Source organism: Dyella nitratireducens (genome assembly GCF_014642835.1).
In the GTDB taxonomy this organism is placed as follows: domain Bacteria; phylum Pseudomonadota; class Gammaproteobacteria; order Xanthomonadales; family Rhodanobacteraceae; genus Dyella_B; species Dyella_B nitratireducens.
This window is the reverse complement of record NZ_BMJA01000003.1, coordinates 272497-287901: the sequence shown is the minus strand read 5'-3', so window position 1 is coordinate 287901 and position 15405 is coordinate 272497. Positions and strand designations below refer to the sequence as shown.

Genomic DNA, 15405 nt, shown 5'->3' with positions numbered 1-15405 from the left:
CGTGCACATCGCACAAATCAATTTCCTGCCTCCTCCCAAGGAGCTTGCTGTCGCCGACGTGTTCGCGCATTGGCCTTCTCTGACGGACATTCCCGATGCCGCTGCGAGCTCAGGTATCAAGGTTTCAGTCATCCAGGCAGCGGCACGCCGCGAACGCGTCACACGCAACGATATCGACTATCACTTCATAGACACCGCCAAAGCCAAGACCTGCATCGAACGCGGCTACCAATTCGCCAGCCAGCTCGATCAGATCAAGGCCGACGTGTTGCACGTGCACGGTTTGAACTTCGGCGAGGATGCGTTCGCCATTTCGCATTACCTCCCGCGGTTGCCGGTGCTGTTCCAGGATCACGCCGACCGCCTGCCACGCTGGTGGCGGCGACCCTTGTGGCGGCGCTGGTATGCCAACGCGGCGGGTGTTGCTTTTACCGCCAGCGAGCTGGCACATCCATTCACGTCTGCCGGCGTGCTGACCACGCACACGAAGTTGTTTGCGATACCGGAGTCGAGCTGCCGGTTCGTGTTGGGCGATCGTGCGGCGGCCCGCGCAGAAACCGGCCTTTACGGCAATCCCTGCGTTGCATGGGTGGGGCATTTGAATGACGGCAAAGATCCGTTGACCGTCCTGGAAGGCGTCGCCCAGGCAGCCGCGCAAGTTCCCGACCTGCAACTGTGGTGTGCGTTCGGCAGTGCGCCGTTGCTACAGCAAGTGCAACAACGCATCGCAAGCGATCCACGCCTGGCCGGGCGCGTGCATCTATTGGGCAAGGTGCCGCACGCGCGGATTGAGCGATTGATGCAATCGGCAGATGTCTTCGTTTCCGGCAGCCATGCCGAAAGCTGCGGCTATGCCTTGCTGGAAGCCATGGCTTGCGGAGCCTTTCCGGTGGTCACGGCGATTCCATCGTTTCGCGCATTGACGGGCGATGGGCGCATGGGCGAGTTATGGCGTCGCGGCGATGCGGCGCAGCTGGCCAACGCCCTGAGATGCGCCGCGGGCGGCAGACCATCGCGCGAGCAAGTGCGCAAGCATTTCGACGACAACCTTTCGTTCACGGCAGTCGGCCGCAAGTGGGCAGGCGCGTATGCGCAAGTGCTCGGCAGGAGCACGCCATGAAGCTCGCATTGGTGCTTCCCGGCGGTGTGGATCGCAGCGGTGAGGTCCGCGTCATTCCCGCCTTTCTGGCTTTGATCGAGCGCCTGGCGCGCAGGCATGAGGTCCATGTCTTCGTCCTGCACCAGGAGGCAAAAGCAGCGCGTTGGCAATTGGCGGGTGCGCAGATCCACAATATTGGCGAAGGATGGACGCGCTTGCGTGCCATCGCGGCGATTCGCGAGGAACATCTGCGCGCACCGTTCGATCTCGTCCAAGCGATCTTTTCCGGCTCCTGCAGCTTTATCGCGGTGGCCGCGGCAAAGCTGCTGCATGTGCCAAGCCTGGTCCATATTGCGGGTGGCGAGCTCATCGCACTGCACGAGATAGGCTATGGCGGCCGGCAAAAATGGAAAGGGCGGCTGCGCGAAGCACTGACGCTGCGAAGCGCCGACGTCGTTACCGCTGCCAGCATGCCGATCATCGATTCGCTGCGCAGCCTGGGCCTGCGTGCGGTGCGCGTGCCGCTGGGCGTGGACTTGCGCCTGTGGCCCGCGCAGGCGCCGCGCAGGCGCAGCAGGGAACGCGCAACGTTGATCCACGTGGCCAGCATCAACCGCGTTAAGGACCAGGCTACCTTGCTGCGTGCGTTGTCCCTGCTTGCAAAGGACGGTGTGGATTTTCAGCTGGATCTCGTGGGCGTCGACACCTTGCAGGGCGAACTGCAAGTGCTGGCGCGTGAACTTGGTCTGCAGAGGCACATCCATTTTCGCGGCTTCAAGACGCAACGCGAATTGCGGCCGATCATGGAGACGGCGGACTTGTTGGTGATGTCGTCCCTGCATGAAGCCGGTCCGCTGGTCCTGCTGGAAGCCGCCGTCGCCGGCGTGCCGACGGTGGGTACGGCAGTGGGGCATATCGCGGAGTGGTCGCCCGTGGCGGCACTGGCCGTACCGGTGGGCGATTGGGAAGAGCTGGCCGAGATGATTCGCTGCGTGCTGGACGATGAATCGTTACGGCTTCGGTTGGCTACCGAGGCGCAACGCCGGGCGTTGCTGGAAGATGCGGATTGCACGGCGCGGATGTTCGAGGCCTTATACCACCAGCTGTGTCATCGCCGAGAGGCCGTCGCTTCCGTAAGCCTGTAGTTCATAGGTCCCCATTCGGTAGCTGATGCCCCAAGCCTAGAGGACGGTATCTGCGGTGGCGGATAGCCACTTTTTGCTACACTATTAAAGCACTCTTTAATAACATCCTGAATCAATCAAAGAAATTTTACTAAGCTTTGGGCTAATTCAAGGAAGCTTTAACAAAGCAAGGGGAGGATCGATGGACAGGGAGACTGGTACGTATGTGGCAACGTCAGCAGGCGGCGAAAACGTCCGTGCTTTTGTGCCGGTCCGTCTTCCGCCATTGAACCCCCGTCTTGATCCCCACAGCTATCGGGGCAATGCGGAGGCCGAGCAGGCACTCGAACGCCTGAAGGCGCTGACGGGCTTGGTCGCTTCCGGTGAATGGTTGATCTACAGCGCCATCCGTAAGGAAGCATTACTAACCTCGCAAATAGAAGGTACTCAGGCGACCCTCACCGATCTGCTTGATGAGGAAGCTGGCATCGAGGTCAAGGATACGGACGTTAGCGACGTCACGAATTACCTGCGGGCGTTCGAGTACGTGCGTAGCCAACTGGCTAGCGAGAATGGCTTGCCCCTTTCTACCCGTCTGCTATGTGCGGCACACAAGATCCTGATGGAAGGAGTGCGCGGCAATAACAAGCAGCCAGGCGAGTTGCGCACGTCCCAAAACTGGATCGGCGGTAGCCGGCCCGGCAATGCCGTGCATGTGCCGCCGCCGCACCTGGAAGTACCGCGTTTGCTGGGAGAATTGGAGCACTACATCCACGGGAGTTACGAAGGATCAACAGACTTGCCGCCATTGGTTCGCATCGCCTTGATTCACGCGCAATTTGAAACGATCCATCCGTTCCTGGATGGAAACGGGCGTATTGGACGATTGCTGATCGCCGCGTTGCTGGAGGCATGGAAAATCCTGCCGGAACCCTTGCTTTACGTATCTGGCCAGCTCAAGGCGTACCAGGCCGAGTATTACCGTCGCTTGTCCAACATTCGCCTCACTGGCGATTGGGAAAGCTGGATCGCGTTCTTTCTGGATTGCACCAGGCAAGCAGCCGAGAGTGCGCAAGCAAGCATCATCAGCATTGCGACCTTGATTGCAAACGACCGCAAGAAGGTCATGGTGACTGACGGCAGCACGGTTCAAACGATCCGTCTTTTTGAGAACTTGCCAACGATGCCACGGCTCACCGTGGATCTCGCCACAAAGGTACTCGGGGTGACCTATCCGACCGCCGCCACCGCTGTGAAGGTGCTGGAGAAGGCGGGCATCCTGACGGAAACCTCGGGTAAGAGGCGTGGCCAGGAGTATGGCTACAAGGGTTACATCGAGTTGCTGAGTAGATAGCCCGAGACCGCCACGCGTCCGCAGCAACATCATTAACTACCAAATGGCGCCGTAGGTTGGGGTGCAAACCCCAACATCGCCGTGTCCATCTGGATGGCAATGTTGGGGTTTGCACCCCAACCTACGCTGCCTGCGGGTGCGAACAGGGCTTGTCATCAACGTGAGGTGTCGGATTCATCCCGACAGCTTCGCCGCACGCGCAAAACATTCTGCGTGATTGCATTCACATCACGGCTATCCCATCCCAACCCGCAGCCTGCAATGTGGTACTTACCGCGTGCGAATGTTCGGTGATCGAACGAAGCGTTTGTCATGAGCTGACACGTGTGGCCTGAAATGACTGGTGACGCATCCGCGTCACGCCGTCATTCATTGCGCTTCATAAGGGGACAACAGAGTGAACAAGAAAATCGACGCGTCGAGCATCGAGCTGTGGCGCTATTACCGAAGACAGCCGTACTTGTTCGCGCAGCTTCCCGAAGCATGGCAGGCGTCCATCGAAGCGAACTACGCCGAGGCGATGCAGCGGCTGCGCATGCGCCAGCGGCGCCGGGCGATACCGATTTCGATGATGGCGACGTTTGCTGCATTGACCGCGGCGAAGGCGAAGGCCGCGCCGGCCACCACCTATACGGCCACGCTCACGGGCACCTCGGCGGATACGTCATACAGCACATCCACGGATGCCAACGGCAACCTGGTGTACGGCTTCGCGAATGGCGATTCCATTGATGTCGAGTCGGCAAACACCAACGTCTATGGCGTTGAGATAACCACGTCGTCTTCGTCAGTCATTCTCAACGCGACCGCGGGCAACCTGTCCATCCTGGCAACCCGTGATGTGCCCAGCTCGGGTACCACCGGTGGTGCAGCTGTCGGCGTGTACGCATCCAGTCCGCAGGGTGCCGCAAAATCGGTCACCATCAATGGTCCGGTCAACGTCAGTGCAGTCGACAACAACTCGTGGACCCAGCGCATCGGCGGCACGATCTATGGCAATGCCGATGCATTGTGGGCCGATAATTACGGCAGCATCACGATCAACGGCAACGCGACGTTGAAGGCCTCGACGCCGGGCTACAGCCATGCCATCTACCTCACCGGCAACGGCAGCAGCATCACGATCAACGGCAACCTCACGGCCGAATCAGACAGCAACAGTACTGACTATGCGATTGAGCAGGATGGCCGTGGTGTCCTGAAAGTCACCGGCAACGTCGATCTGACTGCCGATGGCGTCTATCCCTCCGATAACGTCAACGGCATCTGGGATGAGAGCGTATCGGCGCATACCGAAATAGATGGCTATCTGAAGTTGTATGCCATCGCGCACGGCTCGACGGTGATGGGCATTCGCAACAATGGCTACATCTACGTAGGCGGTCCCACCACCATCACCGCCATTGGCAATCGCAGTGCGTTCGGCGTTAACGCTGGCCACTGGCTGTCCAAGACCATTTTCAATGGCGATGCCACCATTTCGGCACAAGGGGGAAGCAGTACCTTTGGCGACACGACCGGCGTCTACAACTACGGTGGTAACGGCGGCAACGGCTACATGGTGTTCAACGGCAACGTCAGCATCACCGCGACCGACGGAACGTTCGAGGGTGATTCGGATGTCTATGGGCTCAATAATGCCGGCAACATGACCTTGTCCAAGGCCGGCGCTACCGTGCAGATCCAGGCGACCGGCACGCAGGGCAGTCATTCGGCCTACGGCATCGCCAACTCGCTATCGCTCATAGTTCCGGGCAATGTTGCTATTACTGTCTCTGAAGTCGCAGGCGCTACATACGGCATCGTGAACTACGGTACGGCAAATTTCACCGGCAGCCTTTCAACTGCCCCGGCTTCAGGCTCGAAGGCGGCAAGCAACTATGGTGTGGTCACGCGTTCGTCCGGCACCTCGGCCGCGACAACCAACATCAACCAGGCCAAGAGCAACGATGTAACCATTCAAGGTGACGTGCTGACCAACGCAAAAAGCGGCTACGACGGCATCTTGAACCTCAATCTCGATACATCCACATCCTGGCTCGAAGGGCTGGTGCTGGCCGATACCGACGGAACAGTCGGCCAGGCCAATGTCTCGCTGAGCAACGGCGCGAGCTGGATCGTCACTGGCAGCGGTACAGTAAGCACGAATTTCGGCACGGGTACGCTCACCGTCGGTTCCGGTGGCGTGATCGACATGGCGGCAAGCTGGGGTACGTTTTCGCCAAACAGCGTACCTACCTACAGTCTGCGTACTTTGCAGATCAACGGCAGTGGCGCCAGCGTCAATCTTGCCGATGGCTCGGTGTTTACGCTTCTAAGCGATATCCGCAACGGTCAGGCGGACGAAGTGGTGTTCGGCAGCGGCATCCGCTCGTTTACCGCGCAGGGTGCGCAGCAGGTGCGCATTGCCTACGATCCGGTGCTCAGCAGCACATCGTGGGTAAACGCGACAACGCTGCAAAACGGTACGTCGATCGCGGCGTCCAAGCCGATCGTAATCGTCGATGCCACGGCAGCCGCCAACGGAGCCGCGAGTTTCCTGGGCGTGAAAGGTCTGACCAGCCAGTGGAGTGCCACTTACGAAAACGCATTGGTGCGTTTCTCCTACGTACCGGAAGTGAGCCTGAGTTCGAATGGCAAGCAGATACTGCTGGCCGGGATCGATATTCTGGGTAATGGATCGAGCAGCACATCGGGCGGTGGCACGTCATCGTCGTCCAGCGGCAGCACCGGTACGACGGCGCCGAGTACGGGCAGCAGCTCAGGAACCGTATCGAGCGGCACGGGCAGCAGTTCTGCTACATCCAGTACTTCCGGTACCGGTACGACCACCACGACAGGCACGAGCTCTTCCAATGCGGGAAGTTCGAACAGGGCCAGCACTGGTACTGGCGTGGCGATTACCAGCCCTGCCATCACGCCTTCGACAGGCGTGCTCGTGGCCGGCGACGCCTCGCTTGCACTGGCGAATATCTGGCACATCGAGGAACAGTCCGTGTCGCGTCATAGCGAAGCTTTGCGCAGTGACGAAACGCCCATGGCGTCAGGCGTATGGGCCGATGCGGAAGGCGGCGATTTCATCGGCAACAGCAGCGATGGGCGCACGTATCGTCAGAGCGAAACCAGCACGTCGTTCGGCGCAGAACAGCGAACGGATTTCGACGGTGGCCGCAATATCGCCGGCCTGGTTTATACGCATACCCAATCGCACGCGAGTCTGCAGAACGGCACGGCGAGCCTGCGCGGTGATTCCCTTGGCGCGTACGGCACCTGGGTGTCGAATGGTGGCGTGTTCGCCGACGTGGTCGGCCGCGTCGGGCAACTGCGTGACGATTATTCGTCGACGAATTCGTTCGGTACGGCATCCGGCCGTTATCACACCACCGCGATCAGTACGTCGGTACGCGTAGGGCGGCGTTTCGAAGGCGCACGTGGCGGTTATATCGAGCCGCAACTGCAGGCCGCGTACGGTTCGATTGGCGCCAGCAACTATGCCGCGAGCGACCAGGTTCGTTTCGACGTGAAACAGAACCATAGCTTTCTCACGCGTGCCGGCGTGCTGATCGGCAAGACCTTTACGTTGTCGCCCGGCGTTACCGGTGACGTGTATACGCGTGTGTCGGCCATCCACACGGTTGGCGGCAAATCGAACGTCACCGCTTCGCTCGATGGCGGTTCCGTGCCGGTGGCGCTACCGACGCGTTATGGCACGGCTGGTGAAGCGGTGGCGGGTGTGCGCGCGGCGCTGGGTGGCAAATGGAGTGTGTTTGCCGAAGCAGGGGATACATCTAGGAATGGGGCGATTGCCGGTGGGTGGCATGCGGCGGCGGGTGTGCGGATGAGTTTGTAGGTTGGGGTGCAAACCCTGATATATCCAGACGTTCCCTGTCATGCCAGCAATGGTCAAAGTCACGTTGATACTGTTTCAGAGCGAGTCGTCATGGGGAACTTGTTTTCACCATAGTCTTCAATCGTGCCTTATCGTCATTCCGGCGAAGGCCGGAATCCATGCTTCGTACTGGCGATGGATTCCGGCCTCCGCCGGAATGACGGTGAGGTACTATGAAATTTCCCCGGACAGAAGTGGGCCTTCGCCGGAATGACGATCAAGCAAGACCGGGCGTTATCACTGGATCGCGTGACTCAAATCTAAGTCACCGAAACAAACTCATCCAACGCCGCCCGCACCACATACAGCGTATCCATCCGCGGCACCGGCCGCGTCAGCCGTGTCAGCAGGCGCCGTACGTGCTTTTGCCTGACCCAATCCTGCCCCTTCAGCCACACCTGCGTACGCACCATATCCGCACGTTCTTTGCGCGATTCTTCGGTTGGCCTGAGGCGATTCAACACGCAATGACCGGCCTCGCTCAACGAGCGCGACCATTCGATGCCGGGCAGGGCACTCAGCCACAGGGCGGAGCACGAAACCTGCGTCAAGGTTTGATGCCGGGACAGCTTGCGCAGCAACGGCGTGCATGCCGGTTCCAAGGCTGTAAACGCGGTGCGAGGCACCGCATTCGCGTAATAGCGGGCCACCATGTGCAGCGGCGGCACGGCCCACCAGGCGGGTTCATGCGACTCCCACAACACCTCCCAGTCGCTGATGTGCATGCGCGTGGCCAGCAGCGAGATATCGTTGAGATGCACCAGGCGCAGGCTGCGGCCGCAGATATTGCCGGCGGCGTGCAGCAGCAGATGGCTCATCAAGGCGCCGTTGGACGAATAGGGATTCAAGCCCGGCAGCGGATGGCGCGGGTAGATCTGCCTGGTGATGTCGATGGTGGAAATCGGCAGGCGTTCCTGGATGCGTGTATGCAACTCGATATTGATCGGTGTATCGCGATGTTCGCCTAGCCCGATGACCGGTTCGCCGGCATGGGGCTTGAAGGTGCGGTGCTTCCACTGCGTGAAGGATTCCACGTAACCCAACGCCTGCAGCAGCTTGCTGGCGTGTTCCACATCGTCTTCGCGCACCAGCAGGTCGATGTCGGCCATAGGGCGTTCGCCCGGCGCGTACAGGCCGATGGCATGCAAGGCCGAGCCCTTCAAGGCAACCATCGCCACACCGGCCGAACGCGCCTCGGCGTCGATGCGCTTGAGCAAATCCGCAATGCGTTGATGACGCTGCTCGACGTGCGTGTACTGCGCTTCCAGAAACCGCCGCCAGGCCAGGTTTTGCCAGGGCGAACAGCGATGCAGCAAAGGCGATATGCCATGTGCCGCTGCGGCGGCCGAAGCCAGGCGCCACTCCAGTTCGTTCCATGCGGGCGTGGGATGGCCTGGACGCGCCAGTTCCGCCGCAAGTGTTTCGGTGGTGCGGTGCAGGCCTTCTCTAACAGTTTTGAGCGGCGGCAGCATGGCGGATCGCGGTGATGGTTGAGGTGGCGTGTTCGGTGCGGTGTGCGTATTCATTCGCGATCAGTGCATCCCATTGGGCATCCAGCGCGGCAGCAGCTTGGGCGTCATGCGCCGGCGATTGCCGCAGCGTGACTTGTGCGTGCAGCAAGTCGCGGAAGCGGCGATAGAACTCCGAGTCGTAGGCGCCGCGAAACATCATGGCGAGATCGTCGCTGTCGTCCCAATGGGTTTTCCGGCCGAGCTGCGCCTTCACCTGTTCGTAGAACTTGGTGCCGGGCAGGGGATAGGAAACGCTCACGCCGATATCGTCCGGCGCGGCCTGCGTGACCAGTTCGCGGGTGGCGAGCAGGTCGTTCAATTGCTCGCCGAGGTAGCCGAGCTGGATAAAGAAGCTCACGCGCACGCCGCGCGCGCCCAGGCGCTGGCGTGCGGTGATCAGCTCCGCCATCTTCGTGCCTTTGTTCATCGCGTCGAGCACGCGCTGGCTGCCGCTTTCCGCGCCAATCCACGCTTCGGCGCATCCCGCTTGCGCGAGTGCATCGGCCATGCGTTCGCTGATCAGGTCGGCGCGGGTTTGAATGGTGAACGGCACCGAGCCGTTGGTGGCGTGCAGATGCTCGGCGAATTCGGTGACCCAATCCACGTGAAAACCGAAGATGTCGTCTGCCATCCAGATATGGTCCGGCTGGAAGGTCTGCTTCAGATACGTCATCTCGGCCGCCATGTCCTGCGCGCTGCGTTGCTTGTAGTGGTTGCCCCAGATGGGCTTGGCGCACCAGTTGCAGCGGAACGGACAGCCGCGCGACGCGGCCATGTTGAGGCTGAAATAGCCATGCCGTTCGCGCCACAGGCTGCGATAGCGGCTGATGTCGAGCAGATCCCAGGCGGGGCGCAGCGTAAGCCGGGGGTCCGGCGGCACCACGCCGATGCGCGTCACATGCGTCTTTTCGCTGACCACGGTGGCGACACCGGTGATACCGGCGACCCAGTTTGCGTTGTCGGTATCGGGATTGCGTTCCAGCCGGCTGATCAGTTCCGTGAGAGCGGCAATGCCTTCGCCGATCAGCACGGCATGCGCGCCGGCAGCAAGAAAAGCCTCCGGTTGATCCGACGCATCGGAGCCGGCCACGATGATGCGTACGCCGCGTGCGCGCGCTTCGCCGATCATGCGGCAGGCCGCTTCGCGCATCACGCTCAGGCACATCTTGGTCAGGTAATTGAAGTTGTCTTCATAGAAGACCACCACATCGGGGGCCGCGGCGTGCAGAGAACCGGCGTAATCCTCCACGCCGTCCGCCAGCATGGCATCGAATAGGCTGACCTCATGCCCCATCTGCCGCAGCAGGGCGGCAACCTGGATCGTCGCCAGCGGGGGATAAGGTTTGCCACGCTCCCATTGTTTCCGGTCGTACCGCAGGAAATAGGAGTGGCCGACCTGGATTTTTAGCATGTTATTTGGCGCCTCGATCTAGTCCTGGGAAACGCGGCATGTGGTGCTGCGTGACCGTGAGTGCGCCATGGCTGGTATTCGGTTGCAGCCATATGAGCGCACAACCTTTCCCTGTCCCGGGCGCACTCACGCGTGGTCCCCATCGGCTATTAACGGATAACGTTTGACCAGCATGGCCCCCCCTCCCCAGCATGTCGCTCGCGAGCTCTGCGCAGATCCTTTCAGCGAGCGTTTCCCGCGACCGTTATCCGTGCATAAGCAACTGCTGGGTGGGCGCTTTCATTTCGAAAGCACCAGCCAGGCTTTGCTGGACCTGGTCGAGGCCGCTTACGGCGACGTGCCGCCACATCGCCTGCCGTTCCTGACGCCCGAGTTGCATGTCCAATTGCGGCTGGTGCCGGGTGGGCATTTGCCGAATGCGATGGAGCCGCCGCCGGTGCAAATGCAATCCGGCATGGATTTGCTGTTCGGCGTGATCAATGCCGCCAACTATGTGGTGATATCGCCACGGCAACGGCAGGCGCTGGTCGTGGCCTCCGAAGACATGCTCGCGTTTCCGTATCACCTGCGTTATGAGCTGATCGAATTTGCCGTGTTCGTGCTGGCTGCGCGTTGCCTTGGCCTGGTGCCTTTGCACGCTGCGTGCGTGGGCAGGGAAGGGCGTGGCGTGCTGTTGCTGGGTGATAGCGGTGCGGGCAAAACCACGCTGGCCTTGCATGGTTTGTTGGAGGGAATGGAATTTCTTTCCGAGGATGCCGTGTTCGTGCAGACGGAAAGCATGCTTGCGACGGCGGTTACCAATTACGTGCACGTGAAAAACGATGCGCTGCGTTTTGTGGATGATGCGAAAGCGCAGCGCTGGATCAGCGAATCACCGGTCATCCGCCGCCGCAGCGGCGTGGAGAAGTTCGAGGCCGATGTGCGGTCGGGGCATGGGCGACTTGCCAAGGCACCGTTGAAGCTGGTGGGCGCCGTGTTTGTATCGTCTGAGATGACGGACGATCCTGATGCGCTGTTGCGGCCTGTGCCCAAGGGCGACATCGCTGCGCGCTTGGATGCGGATCAAGCGTATGCAGCCGGGCAGGCTGGATGGTTGCCGTTTCAGCAGAAGCTGGTGCAGATGGGGATGCATGAGTTGCGGCGAGGGGGGCATCCGCGTGCGTCCGTTGAAGCCCTAAGCGATTTGCTGGATCGCCGGATGAGACTTTAGTCATGAAGCATTCTGATCTCTCTCTGGCCAAAGTCCTGAATATTGACCGCGACGCCGTTGCAGAGCGCATCGTCATTCCGGCGAAAGCCGGAATCCAGTTCAAACATGGTGTGCGGAGCACTCAACATAAAAAGATTAAGAGTGCTTCGCACCACATATTCAAACTGGATTCCGGCTTTCGCCGGAATGACGTGAGGCGAGGAAGTGCTTTACGGCAAGCTCCAAGTTCGTCTGCGCGCTTTAGAAGGAACCGGTGAGCTGCATGGACAAACAGACCCGCCACGATCACGCATCCATGGGCGCCTTCCTTGGCACGCTCAAAAGTACCGATGTAGCGAAGATAGCCGTCTACGTTCTGTTGTCTTTGGGCTGCGCCCTCGCCGGCAGTGCCGCCGCCGTCATGCTGGTTCCCATGGTCCAGCCCGGCCACCCGCTGGTGCTCGGCGGCAGAACCATCGACATCCAGGGCAGCATCGAAACACACGCGCTGCTGTTCGCAGCCATTACCGCATGCTTCGCTGTGCTGCGCTGGCAGGCAGCCTGTTTGGCGGCCCGCCTGGCCAGCCATTACGGCATGCATCTGCGCCGTGCCGTGCATGCACGCCTGATCGATGCATCGTTGCCATCCCTGGCCGATGCCACCTCGGCCGAAATCGCCAATGTCCTCACCTACAACGTCGAGATCATCACGCAAGGCTTCAACGCGTTGCTGCAGTTGCTGGTAGCAGGTATCACCGCAGCCGTCAGTCTGGGCCTGGCCTTCTGGGTGTCGCCGCCGTTGGCGCTGGCGACGCCTTTGCTCGCCATCCTTGCCTTGGCGGCATCGCGCATCAGCAGCCGCAAGCAAGCCACGGTCAGCCGCCAATACATCGCTGACTTGACCCGGCTGTTCTGGTTGAGCGAGGACTTCCCGCGGCGCTTGCGCCACGTGCGTTCGTTCGAGCGGGAAGATGCGGAAAAAGCGAGTCATGCCGATATCTCCGCCAAGCTTGGCCAGGGCTATCGTCACCAGCTTGATCTCATTGCCTCGGGGCGGTTGATGCTTGAGTTGCTTGCGGCGGCCGGCGTTGCTGTCATCTTTGTGCTTGCCTATCGCTTGCACGGCGTCGACCAGGCGTCGTTGATTGCCGTATGCCTGTTGCTCGGACGTTTGCTGCCCTATCTGGTATCGACGCGGCAAAGCTTGCAGCAACTGCATTCAGCCGTGCCTGCATTTGAATTGTGGCAACGCTATATGCAATTGCAGCCTGCGCGCACGGTGCACGTTTCGCTGCATGGCGCGCAGATCACCGGCACGTTGCATATCGAGCACGTACAACTGGAGCCGCCGCTGGCAGCGTTGGATATTCGTGATCTTTCCCTGGCACCCGGCACGCTCACACTGCTTTCCGGTGACTCCGGCATCGGCAAGACCAGCCTGGTCGACGTGCTGGCGGGCATGATGCGGCCGGGTGCTTTTACGGCGCGCCTTGGCCAACGCTCGATACGCTTTGATGAATACCGCGAGCTGGTGCGCAACAGCGCCTACATCAGCCAGAGCGTACGCCCCTGGCAACGCACGGTGCGCGAATGCCTGCTGTGGGCAGCGCCGGATGCGAACGACGACATGCTGCGCCGTGTGTTGATCGACGTCGGCCTCGACAAGCGATTGGCCGGGTCGCAACACGGACTGGATACGGCATTGAGCAGTTCATCCAGCCGGCTTTCCGGCGGCGAACTGCAGCGCTTGCTGCTGGCCCAGGTCATCCTGCGGCAGCCCTTGCTGGCCTTGCTGGACGAGGCGACCAGCGCACTCGATGCCGCTGCCGAAATCGCCGTGCTGTCCGCGTTGAAGCGTCGCCTGCCGCGCACGATCATGCTGGTGGTGTCGCACCGCAGCAGCGTGGCGGCGATAGCTGATCAATGCCTTGCCATCGGTGCGGATTTCAGTGCAACCGTCAATGCGGGAGAACGTGCGCACGCATGGTCGCAGGTGTAACCCCTGACATCGGTGCGTCGAAGTAGACAGGTTGGGGGCTTGCATCCCAACCAGCGGACGGTGGAGTAGGATGCGCCGTGCCACGCTCCACACCCCCACATTTCGATAAGAGAGGAAGGCAGGAATGAAAAAGCATCTCGTCACATCCATCGCCGTCAGCGCGATGGTCACCATGCTGTTCGCCGTGCCGGCTTCTGCCGCGCTTGCGCCCGGCGCTGCCGCACCTGATTTCACCGCCGAGGCCAGCCAGGCCGGCAAGGATTTCAACTTCTCGCTCAAGGAAGCGCTCAAGAAAGGGCCGGTCGTGGTGTATTTCTATCCCTCGGCCTATACCGGCGGCTGCGATCTCGAAGCGCACACCTTCGCGACGGATAAAGCCAAGTTCGATGCTGCCGGCGCGACCATCATCGGCGTATCGGCCGACAGCATCGATCGCCTCAACAGCTTCTCCTCCGATCCGAAATACTGCGCCGGCAAATTCCCGGTTGCCTCCGACGCCACCGGCAAGATCGCGGCTTCCTACGAGCTCAAGACCGAAGCCGCACAGCCCGGCCTGACCGACGTGCGCGGTGTCGCCATCGATCATGGCTTTATCGAACGCACCACCTTCGTCATCGGCCGCGACGGCAAGATCGTCGCCACGCTTTCTTCCGAGGCGGATCATCTGCATCCGGATCAGCACGTGCAGAAGTCGCTGGCTATCGTGCAGCAGCTGCAGGCGGGCAAGGCGCCGTAAGGTTTGCTTTGGTGTGGTGCAAGGACCGGCACGTGATGGTGCCGGTCCGGTGTGTTTCGACGTCATTCCGGCGAATACCCACTGCTGTCCGGGGAAGTTTCGTAACACCTCACCGTCATTCCGGCGAAGGTGTTTCGTACCAGGACATAGTTAACAGGTGTGCCAGGACATGGTTTACACCTCGAGCCTCGCTACAGGCGGCTCGAGGTCTCTATCCATGCCCTGGAAGGAAGCATCTGTGATGACTCTTCGCACCGAGTTCGTTGCCCTGGCGCATCGCCCCGAAAACACCATCGCCGAACTGTGCCGTCGTTTCGGCATCAGCCGTACGACGGCCTATAAATGGCTGGCTCGGGCCCGGGCCAATGAGCCCTTAAGCAATCGATCGAAACGACCCCACGTCAGTCCTCAGAAGACGTCCCCGGCGATGGAAGAGAGGGTGGTCTGCTTACGTGACACCTTTCCCGATTGGGGCGGCCGCAAGCTGTCCAAGGTGCTGAGGCGTGACGACCACGTGGACGTGGCGCCCAGCACGGTCACCCATATCCTGCGTCGTCATGGCCGACTTGGGTCGCCGATGCGTGCACCCTCCAAGCCCTACATGCGATTTGAGCACAACGCGCCCAACGAATTATGGCAAATGGACTTCAAGGGGCCGGTGCACGTGGGACGCGTTCGCTGTGATCCGCTGACCGTCCTGGATGACCATTCGCGCTTCAACCTCGTCCTTGGCACCAACACGGACATGTGCGGCAACACCGTTCGGCAATGGCTTACGGAGGCGTTCCGACGCTACGGTCTGCCACGACGCATGAACATGGACAATGGATCGCCGTGGGGCGTGGGCAATGGCGACTCCCGGCACCTGTCATCGTTCACGATATGGTTGGTTCAACTGGGCATCCATGTGAGCTTCAGTCGTCCGTTCCATCCGCAGACCAACGGTAAAGACGAGCGCTTCCATCGTACCCTGGATGTCGAGGTCTTACGCCGTCGCACCTTCCATTCGATGGAGCAACTGCGCCAGGCATTCGATCATTGGCGGGAGATCTACAACCACGTCAGACCTCACGAAGCCCTCGGCATGGAGACG

Annotated in this window: 10 protein-coding genes; 8 read left to right on the top strand and 2 right to left on the bottom strand. The window is 60.7% G+C overall.

Features of this window, described 5'->3' with window-relative positions; all coding sequences use genetic code 11:
* Position 1: 1 nt before the first annotated feature.
* From IEX75_RS17270 to IEX75_RS17255, 4 genes are all read left to right on the top strand, one after another.
* On the top strand, positions 2–1120 hold the full coding sequence (locus IEX75_RS17270; protein ID WP_188796061.1) for a glycosyltransferase family 4 protein: 1119 nt from the start codon (positions 2–4) through the stop codon (positions 1118–1120).
* Positions 1117–2244, top strand: coding sequence for a glycosyltransferase family 4 protein (locus IEX75_RS17265; protein WP_188796060.1), 1128 nt, complete (start codon positions 1117–1119; stop codon positions 2242–2244). The genes IEX75_RS17270 and IEX75_RS17265 overlap by 4 nt, the downstream gene beginning before the upstream one ends.
* 181 nt (positions 2245–2425) lie before the next feature.
* On the top strand, positions 2426–3577 hold the full coding sequence (locus tag IEX75_RS17260) for a Fic family protein (protein WP_188796058.1): 1152 nt from the start codon (positions 2426–2428) through the stop codon (positions 3575–3577).
* Positions 3578–3974: 397 nt separating this feature from the next.
* Positions 3975–7427 (top strand): autotransporter outer membrane beta-barrel domain-containing protein, encoded by a 3453-nt coding sequence (locus IEX75_RS17255; RefSeq protein WP_188796056.1) that lies wholly within the window; start codon positions 3975–3977, stop codon positions 7425–7427.
* 299 nt (positions 7428–7726) lie between these two features.
* Here the strand turns inward: IEX75_RS17255 and IEX75_RS17250 are convergent, their stop codons facing one another.
* Entirely contained in the window at positions 7727–8938 is a 1212-nt protein-coding gene (locus tag IEX75_RS17250; protein WP_188796054.1) for a nucleotidyltransferase family protein, read from the bottom strand.
* A complete protein-coding gene (locus IEX75_RS17245; RefSeq protein WP_188796052.1) occupies positions 8913–10388 on the bottom strand; it encodes a B12-binding domain-containing radical SAM protein in 1476 nt (491 codons plus the stop codon). The genes IEX75_RS17250 and IEX75_RS17245 overlap by 26 nt, the downstream gene beginning before the upstream one ends.
* Before the next feature lie 250 nt (positions 10389–10638).
* On the opposite strand from IEX75_RS17245, the gene IEX75_RS17240 reads away from it, so the two are divergent.
* From IEX75_RS17240 to IEX75_RS17225, 4 genes are all read left to right on the top strand, one after another.
* Positions 10639–11598 (top strand): phosphoenolpyruvate carboxykinase (ATP), encoded by a 960-nt coding sequence (locus IEX75_RS17240; RefSeq protein WP_229720924.1) that lies wholly within the window; start codon positions 10639–10641, stop codon positions 11596–11598.
* Between the two features lie 262 nt (positions 11599–11860).
* On the top strand, positions 11861–13576 hold the full coding sequence (locus IEX75_RS17235) for an ATP-binding cassette domain-containing protein (RefSeq protein WP_188796048.1): 1716 nt from the start codon (positions 11861–11863) through the stop codon (positions 13574–13576).
* Positions 13577–13700: 124 nt separating this feature from the next.
* Positions 13701–14312 carry a peroxiredoxin gene (locus tag IEX75_RS17230; protein ID WP_188796046.1) on the top strand — a complete coding sequence of 204 codons (612 nt, stop codon included), beginning with the start codon at positions 13701–13703 and terminating at the stop codon, positions 14310–14312.
* A 241-nt stretch (positions 14313–14553) separates the two neighbouring features.
* On the top strand, positions 14554–15405 hold an 852-nt coding region (locus tag IEX75_RS17225), incomplete at its 3' end, for an IS481 family transposase (protein ID WP_188796044.1).